The sequence below is a fragment of the Corynebacterium sp. MSK044 genome, assembly GCF_030232825.1.
Lineage (GTDB): Bacteria > Actinomycetota > Actinomycetes > Mycobacteriales > Mycobacteriaceae > Corynebacterium.
In genome coordinates this window covers 1-6,226 of the sequence record NZ_JASPJJ010000034.1, presented here as the reverse complement: position 1 = coordinate 6,226, position 6,226 = coordinate 1, and the positions used below count along the sequence as shown (strand labels likewise).

Sequence of the window (6,226 nt, the reverse complement as noted above, 5' to 3'; positions counted from 1 at the left end):
GATGCCGGCGCCACATTCATGCTCGACCCAACACCACAACCACAAGAAAAACAATAACCATGCACTCAGGACTTGAAGCGTCCTGGGTTTGGTTCCGCTTCTTTTATGGCCCTGTGTTAATGGGCTCGGTGAGATAATACTCGGTTTCTACTTCCTGCGGGGTGGCATAGTCCAAGGCTTCGTGAAGGCGCTTGGTGTTCCACCAATGCACCCACCGCAAGGTGGCAAGCTCGACTTCGCCGACCGACGTCCACGGGCCGTGCGCATGGATAAGTTCAGCCTTATAGAGACCGTTGACCGTCTCCGCCAACGCGTTGTCATAAGAATCGCCAACGGTGCCGACACTCGGCTGGATCCCGGCTTCAGCTAAAGCGGCGGAGTACTTCAACGACACGTACTGACTGCCCCGATCACTGTGGTGTACCAACTGATCGCCATGGATTCGACCAGCAGTTGTTAACGCATGTTCCAAAGCCTCCATCGGCAGCGCATCGGTACGCATCGTAGAGCGTGTGGCAACACCGACTATTTTGCGACTGTAGACGTCAGTGACAAACGCTGTATATGCAAACCCTGACAGGGTGCGAACGTAGGTAATGTCGGCCACCCAAAGCCGTCCAGGTGCTGTTGCACGAAAGTTTCGCTCCACCAAGTCCGGGCGATGATCCGGTGTCTTCGCCTTGATCGTAGTTATCGGGATTCGTCCACGTCGTCGACCAGAAACACCTGCAAGCTTCATCAAGCGTGCAGTCTTGTCACGGCCGATATGAAAGCCTTCGCGGTTCATCGCGTGCCACATCTTGCGGATGCCATAGACCGAGAAATTTTCCGCATGCACGCGTTGAATCTCTGGGATAAGCAGACTATCGCTTAACGCTCTCGTACTCGGGACACGAGTAGTGGCTTTGCGGTAGCCGCGAGAAGTGATGAATCCACGATCTGCCTGTTTCAAAACACGGCAGATGGCCTCGACCCCAAACTGATCTTTGTGCGCGTCGATGTAGGCGATCATTTGGTCGTGGGTCGGTCGAGTTCCGCCGCGAAAAAAGCCGAGGCAGTCTTGAGGATTGCGTTGGCTCGTTTCAACTCGCGGTTTTCCCGGCGCAGCCGCTTGAGCTCTTCTTCGACAGTTTCACCACCTGAAGGCAAAGCCTGCTCGTCGACTGCGATGCTGTCGCGGTACCAAGCGCGCAACGTGTGGTGGGAGATGCCAAGAAGCTCTCCGACTTCCTCGTAAGCGCGTTGCCGTGAGCACGACTCCAAACGAATCATCTCAACGACTTGGTGAACCGCCTTTTCCCTGAATTCGACGGAATACTTTCTGGGCATAGTGCCAATCCTTCCTTAGCAGAGGTAGGAACTAAACCCAGGACGCTTCACCCCGGCTGGATCCACAACTCGCACTCGGCACGCTGACGGTCGCCTTACAAGCAGTGTTGATGGGTTGGGAGAGACATCATACTTCTACGATGATGTCGGACGTTTAATCGAAGTCATTGGACCGCAGGCCAGCATCAGTTACGACTGGGATGAGTTTGGAAGAGCCACCACCGAGACGGTGCGACTTGTCTCTGGCGAAACTACCATCCATCACTTGGACATTGATCACAGTGGCATTAGCAGGTCCGAGACCATAACGCTTCCTCTCGGGGACCGATTCACCACTCACTTTGAACACAACGAGGCTGGTGAAATCTCGCACACTGTCCACACCTACAGCGCACCCCATAGTGATGTACCTAGCGAGTTGGCTCGTTTGAGATACGGTACGGACCAACGTGGTTACCGCAACAAAATTACGGCCGGGTCCCTCATCCGCACCACCACCTCAGATATAAAAGGGCGTGTAAGCAGCGATACACTCAACGTCCTCGATTCCGCCGCGGACGGTGGGATGCGCACGGTATCGTCTCGGATGTTTGACTGGCGTGCAGATAGCGCTCTTCAATCCGTGACTGACTATCTCCGTGGTGTCACCACCTATGAACTCGACGTCCTTGGACGTGCAACTGGCGTTTCCCAGCAAAACCCAGACCCCAACATGAGGATCGACCTGCACAAAAGCCACCCATGTGGACTGGCGACGTCGGGATTTCTACCAGCGGTACAAACGGAAAAATACAGTTTCACTGCAGGTGGCGTCCTAAACGGTGTTAGCACTATCGACCCCACAGCATCTTTAAGTGGTGGTGCTGGTGATAAATCCGCCCGTGCAGATGACGCGGTTGAGTTTTCGGGCACTCTTCCTACGCGAGTAGGTCGAACATCATATAAGTACGATGACGCAGGTCGTGTTGTGCAAACCGTAACGAAGCGGAGAAGCAAGCGGCCCCTTGTACACAATTTTTTCTATGCAACAAGCGAACAACCAATAGGTTTCACCACTTCTGACGAACCGGGAATTGGTTATAGGTATTTGTATGACCCGCATGGGCGGCGTGTGGCCAAAGAGCAAGTCAACGCCGAAACGGGTGAAGTTCTCACCCGCACCGTCTATGCGCACTCTGGTAACCAGCTTGTAGGTGAGCAAGTGACCTACGCTGTAGGTGATCACTCCGAGAGCCACCACGGTCATGCCTACACTCCAGCTAGTTTTAGGCATAAAGGTGTGCCGGCGGCATGCCGACAGGCAGTAGGTGATGGTCACATCTGGACCATGGACCCAGCAACCGAGGAGCTTATTGGGCAGATCACCCTAGTACCTTCCTTCAACGCTGAAACACACGCAGAAGCTCCGGGGTTATCGGGGCCGGTTGCTGTGCAGCCGAGATTTGATCTCATCATGGCTGACCTGGCGGGTGCACCGCGGGAAATTGTTGATATTGAAACCGGTGTGATTAAAGGAGAAGCGTCCCAAACGCTATACGGAAAGCGCACATGGAGGGGAAAAACCCAGTCACCACTACTCCACGCAGGACAGTATCTCGATACGGAATCCGGGTGGGCCTACAACCGGTACCGCTACTACCATCCGCACGCCGGTATCTACAACGCCCAAGACCCACTTGGGGTAACACCTCGTATCGCCTCCGCACAGGGATACGTTGATCACCCAGCCCACTGGATCGATTACCTCGGACTTAGCGGCAAAGGTGGACATGAAAAGCTAGAACAACTCGCCAAAAACGTGAAGCAAGGCGCGAAAGGCGAAAAGACTGTGCGGGAAATTATCGAAGCAACACCTGGAGTGTCCTCTGATTACCAAATGACGGTAAAGGCCAACGGCGTTACTAGTAGGATCGATACCATTGTCAAACGTGGCGATAACTATAAGTTCATCGAGGTTAAAACCGGCAACGCACAACTGACCAAAAATCAAACGATGGTTCGCGATGTCCTTAATGGCACAAGCGACGGTAGCAAACCCGGCGCCGTTGAACTGCGTGCCAACAATGAAAAGGCCCGTAAAATCGGAATGAAGCAGGGCGATAAGTTAGAGGGACACTTCCATCAAATTTATGCAGATAATGGTGATGATCTTAAGACGCTAATAGGCATCTTGGACGGAACAGCCTAGGAAGGATAATAGCAATGACACAGGGAAATCGTCTGGTTGCCGGGCTTGATCCGTGGTTTGCACAGCGTGGATATAAGCGTCCAGGTAGGAAAACCGAGTGGAAGAAGACGCTACAGGGGGGGATTGAACTGCGCAGCGAAGCTACATTGATTCTCTATGGCGAACCCGAACCAGAGTCCTCGCTCGTGCAGTTCGTACGGCTACCACGGTTTGCAAAGCTAGAAAGGGCAGCTATCGCTAATAGCTCTTTTCGCGGCGACCCCGGCACTGGCGCGGGCCTTGTTCTTCACCCCCGGGTGCCTCTTAAGCGGCAGCCGCGTGAGATTGACGGGGTAGGACCGAAATGGGACGAGTATCTAGCACAATTCGGACCAGTGATAGAAGCAAACGAGACACAACTGCGCGACCACGCAGATGACCTACGCCCCGTCATGGGTGGACCATATTTTGAACTTGCTTATGGTCCGTACTCAGAGTTGTTCTTGATGCTGCATGCCGGTGATTTTGATGCAGCACGCACATGGCTTAAACACCTCGACTATGAAACCGTACTCAACCCACGAAACCTAGATGTCGAACCCGGCAAACTGACAGCCGAAGAAGAATACCAACAAGCCTGCAAAGTTTTCTCTGAGTATATGGACACAGAGGAAGCGAAACGTCGCTAAGCAGCAGTCCTGCCGGTTCGAAAGGGTGATAGATGCTATGAGGAATACACCACTGGTTGCCGGGCTTGATCCGTGGTTTGCACAGCGTGGGTATAAGCGTTCGGGTAAAAAAACCGAGTGGAAGAAGACGTTGCCGGGGGGTATTGAACTTCACATTTACGCGACATTGATTCTCTATGGCGAACCCGAACCAGAGTCATCGCTTGTGCAGTTTGTGCGGCTACCACGGTTTGCAAAGCTGCATAGGGCTGCTATCGCTAATAGCTCGTTTCGCGGCGATCCAGGTGGTAGCGCGGGTGGTATTCTCCGCCCACGGGCTAAAGCTGAGCGGCAGCCGCGTGAGATTGACGGGGTGGGGCCGAAATGGGACGCGTATCTTGCACAATTCGGACCGATTATAGAAGCAAATGAGGCACAACTGCGCGACCACGCAGATGATCTACGCCCTGTCATGGATGGCCCATATTTTGATCTTGCTTATGGTCCGTACCCGGAGTTGTTTTTGATGTTGCATGCTGGTGATTTTGATGCAGCACGCACATGGCTTAAACACCTCGATTATGAAACCGTACTCAACCCTGAAGATCTTGATGTCGAGCCCGGCAAACTGACAGCCGAAGAAGAATACCAACAAGCCCGCAAGGTTTTCTACGATTACATGGCTTCCCAGGATGGGAAAGCTGGTTAGTCTTGAACACGAACTGATCACAACTGTTGTTCAAGGAGTATTCTTCTATGGGCTACACCCAACTTGTCATTGACCCCACCGAGGTGCCGTGTGAAACACACGAAGCGTTCATGAACTGGTACAACAGTGACTTTGATCAACAACCCACCGTCGCAAGTCCATCCGAGTGCACAGCAGCCATTGCTGCGTTTTATAACGAAATCACCACATCCATGCCAGACCTTAACGGTCCCGGCTTCGACGAAGATGACGAAGACGATGCAGCAGAATACGATCTGCGAGCAACGAGCGTGTATCTAGAATGCTCATGGATGCCCGGTGCCCAAGAACTTGCCCCCGCGTTGGCGCTGAAACACCACTTAGCCTACGTCGATATCAGCGCAGACTCCACCATCTACCTACCAGACGGCACAACCCTTCACCCGAACTAGCCAGGCACACAGCCTGCACCTGACATGCCGAGTCTGGGGTTGCCCGCAAATCGTGGACACCAACCCAGGCCGGTTTAGATCGGGGCAGCCAGTACGCGTCAGTTGTGTCGCTATCACAACCGCACCAATGATGATGACCCCACACAACCCCACCTGAACTAGCCCCCGATAGTTGGACTGGTTTAATTCTAGGCGGTTAGGGGTCCAAGGGCCTGAGGGCCTGACCCCTGGAAAGTAGACACGTCGGGGGTTAGCTATGCTGCTTGGGTCAGCGTAGCTGAATTAAGTGCTTCGAAGGTATCGGGGGCTAGAAGGTTGCACCAGGAGTGTCGTCTGCGCGTGTTGTAGCGCATGCACCATCGGAAGACTTCTTGGCGGCAGATGATGGGATTGTCAAAGACTTTCCGATCACGCAGGACTTCACGTTTAAGGGTGGCGTTAAAGGATTCTGCCAGGGCGTTATCGGCACTTGTACCCACCGCGCCCATGGATTGGCGTACACCAAGCTGGGCGCAGTGATCCCTAAATGCTTGTGAGGTGTACACACTGCCGTGATCGGAATGGAAAATTGCTCCTTTAAGGCTTCCTCGGACTTTTCTGGCATGGGTTAAAACTTCGGTAACCAGCGATACTCGCATGTGATCGGCGAGTGCATGGCCGACGAGCTTGCGTGAGTAGGCGTCGATGACCGTGGCTAGGTACATGTTCTTACCGCCCTTACACGGCAGATACGTAATATCGCCTACATAGAGCTCGTTTGGCCTATCAGTGAAGTGCCCCGGGTTTTGTTCCTAGGCATTTGCCTTGATTTCTATTATTTCTTGCGGCGGGTTCTGCTTCCAAAAGGTTGCGTCCCTTAGTGTGGTGTAACGCTTGCTGATGGTGGACCCTGGGAAATACAGGGGCGGCCACCGCCAGTAAC

General features: G+C 53.5%; 5 protein-coding genes and 1 pseudogene. 4 read left to right on the top strand and 2 right to left on the bottom strand.

Annotated features, from left to right (window positions below; genetic code table 11):
* Positions 1-103: 103 nt before the first annotated feature.
* Positions 104-1,329, bottom strand: a protein-coding gene (locus tag QP994_RS10760; RefSeq protein ID WP_284866779.1) for an IS3 family transposase whose coding sequence is annotated in 2 segments (ribosomal slippage) — positions 104-1,050 and positions 1,050-1,329 — 1,227 coding nt in all. Because the reading frame shifts where the segments join, the coding sequence is not laid out codon by codon here.
* A 622-nt stretch (positions 1,330-1,951) separates the two neighbouring features.
* Between QP994_RS10760 and QP994_RS10755 the strand changes: the two genes are divergently transcribed.
* From QP994_RS10755 to QP994_RS10740, 4 genes are read left to right on the top strand one after another with little or no spacing between them, the layout of a single operon-like run.
* Entirely contained in the window at positions 1,952-3,517 is a 1,566-nt protein-coding gene (locus QP994_RS10755; protein WP_284866777.1) for an RHS repeat-associated core domain-containing protein, read from the top strand.
* Between the two features lie 14 nt (positions 3,518-3,531).
* Positions 3,532-4,185 (top strand): hypothetical protein, encoded by a 654-nt coding sequence (locus QP994_RS10750; RefSeq protein WP_284866775.1) that lies wholly within the window; start codon positions 3,532-3,534, stop codon positions 4,183-4,185.
* A gap of 37 nt (positions 4,186-4,222) precedes the next feature.
* A complete protein-coding gene (locus QP994_RS10745; protein WP_284866773.1) occupies positions 4,223-4,873 on the top strand; it encodes a hypothetical protein in 651 nt (216 codons plus the stop codon).
* Between the two features lie 47 nt (positions 4,874-4,920).
* Positions 4,921-5,304, top strand: coding sequence for a hypothetical protein (locus QP994_RS10740; RefSeq protein WP_284866771.1), 384 nt, complete (start codon positions 4,921-4,923; stop codon positions 5,302-5,304).
* Positions 5,305-5,558: 254 nt separating this feature from the next.
* Here QP994_RS10740 and QP994_RS10735 read toward each other — a convergent pair.
* A pseudogene (locus QP994_RS10735) lies at positions 5,559-6,071 on the bottom strand (IS3 family transposase); the annotation flags it as partial.
* Positions 6,072-6,226 lie beyond the last annotated feature (155 nt).